The organism is Mycobacterium sp., assembly GCF_049280035.1.
GTDB lineage: Bacteria > Actinomycetota > Actinomycetes > Mycobacteriales > Mycobacteriaceae > Mycobacterium.
The window spans coordinates 1-2119 of record NZ_JBAPPI010000320.1; the positions used below are offsets into that span (position 1 = coordinate 1).

A 2119-nucleotide genomic window follows, 5' to 3' on the forward strand; every position below is an offset into this window, starting at 1 on the left:
TGCACGACGGCAAGGGGCTGGGCCGGATGATGGAACTGACCAACGCGGCCCGGCTCGGTATCGCACTCTTCGCCCTTGGCAACTCGCGCCGCGCGCTGGTCGAGTCGCTGTGTTACGCGCGGCAGCGGCAAGCGTTCGGCGGCACGTTGCTCGACAAGCCCTTGGTCCGCCGCAAGCTTGCCGAGATGATCGTCGACGTCGAAGCCGCCCAAGCGCTGGTTTTCGACGGCACCGGGTTCGCCAATCATCGTCAGCCCCGCGCGGTGCGTCAGCGCATCGCCGTGCCTGTGACGAAGCTCAAAGTGTGCCGGCTGGGCATCACCATGGCGTCGGACGCGATTGAGCTCCACGGCGGCAACGGCTATATCGAAACCTGGCCGGTAGCCCGGTTGCTTCGCGACGCGCAAGTCAACACGATCTGGGAAGGTCCTGACAATATCCTGTGTCTCGACGTCCGGCGGGGTATCGAGCGCTCGCACGCTCATCAGGCTTTGCTGGAGCGCCTGCACGATGCGGTTTCGGTGTCCGACGACGACGAGACGACACGCTTGGTACGCTGCCGCGTCGATGATCTCGAAGCGGCAATCACGGCTTGGGGCAAGCTGGACGGTGCGGTTGCTGAGGCTCGGCTGTTCCCGCTCACCCAGTTCATCGGCGATGTGTACGCCGCGGCTTTGCTGACCGAACAGGCGGCGTGGGAGCGGGCCACCTGCCAGGCCGACCGCAAGGCCCTGGTGGCGCGGTTGTATGCCTCGCGTCACCTCGCTGACCTGGGACCACTTCGCGGCATCGACTCCGAAAGCGACGAGGCGATTGAACGGTTTGACGAATTGGTCGATGGTGCGTTGGTAATCGGCCGTTAACAAGCGTCCACAGTCCGTTTCGTCCCAGCGCGCGGGATTGGCAGACGGCAACGTACGCTTTCCCGGGAACGCCGTAAGGATCTCGTAAGGACATCTCGTAAGGACGTGGTGTGACGAATTTGATGGACGGGCAGCGGTTTGCGCCGTCTTTTTCCGACGTGTATAAGCGGTTCGTTCTCGGCAAACCGATGATCAACGACCAGCTGGAACACGAAAGATTGTCGAATCCTGTTGCGCTCGGCGTGCTTTCACCGGACGCGATCTCGTCGACCGCTTACGGGTCGGAACAGATCATGATCGAGCTGCTGCCGGCGGCCGGGCTGGCCGCGTTCGCGCTGCTCCTTCCGATCACCGGTGTGATTTTGGTGATTCTGGTGCTGGTGGCGGCTTCCTATCGCCAAGTCGTGATGGTCTACACCCGCGCGGGTGGTTCCTATGTGGTGGCCCGGGAGAATTTCGGCCCACGGGTTGCTCAGATCGCCGCGGCATCGCTGTTGATCGACTACGTGGTCACCGTCGCGGTGCAGTGCGCGGCCGGAACAGTCGCGGTGGCCTCGGCATTTCCCGCGCTGGGTCCTTACAGCCTGGAAATCACGGTGGCTGTCGTGCTGCTGATGTGTTTCGCGAACCTGCGTGGCCTGCGCGAAGCCGGAGTTCGTTTCGCACTGCCGACATACTTCTTTGTCGGCATGGTCTTGCTGATGATCATTGTCGGCATCATTCGTGAAATCATTGGCGGTTTACCGACTTACGATCCGGAGCACATCGCCGGAGCGATCCCGGTCGGCCACGGCAACGGCATCATCATGGGCGCCACGGTTCTGATCGTGTTACGCGCGTTCGCCAACGGCGGCTCGTCGCTGACCGGAGTCGAGGCGATTTCCAACACGGTCAACGCTTTCCGTAAGCCCGAAGGCATCAATGCCCGTCGCGTGTTGACCGTGATGGCCGGAGTCCTGGGATTCCTATTGGCCGGGGTGGCTTGGCTGGCGCATGTCACGCACGCCACCCCATACGCCGACGGATATCCGTCAATGCTGTCCGAGATCGCCAAGGCGGTGTTCGGCAACGGAGCGATCGGTCATGTCTCCTACTTCATGGTGCAGGCGGCCACCGCACTGATCCTGTACACCGGTGGCAATACCAGCTTCAACGGGTTCCCCGCGTTGGCGAGTTTTGTTGCCGAAGACAGCTTCTTGCCGCGCCCGCTGATGAAGCGCGGTCACCGGCTGGTGTTCTCCAACGGCATCATCACG

At 62.4% G+C, this 2119-nt stretch carries 2 protein-coding genes; both read left to right on the top strand.

Annotation, left to right across the window (positions count from 1 at the left end; all coding sequences use genetic code 11):
* On the top strand, positions 1–863 hold an 863-nt coding region (locus WAN71_RS10860; protein WP_422225330.1), incomplete at its 5' end, for an acyl-CoA dehydrogenase family protein.
* Between the two features lie 122 nt (positions 864–985).
* Positions 986–2119, top strand: a 1134-nt coding sequence (locus WAN71_RS10865; RefSeq protein ID WP_422225331.1) for an APC family permease, incomplete at its 3' end; no start/stop codon positions are given.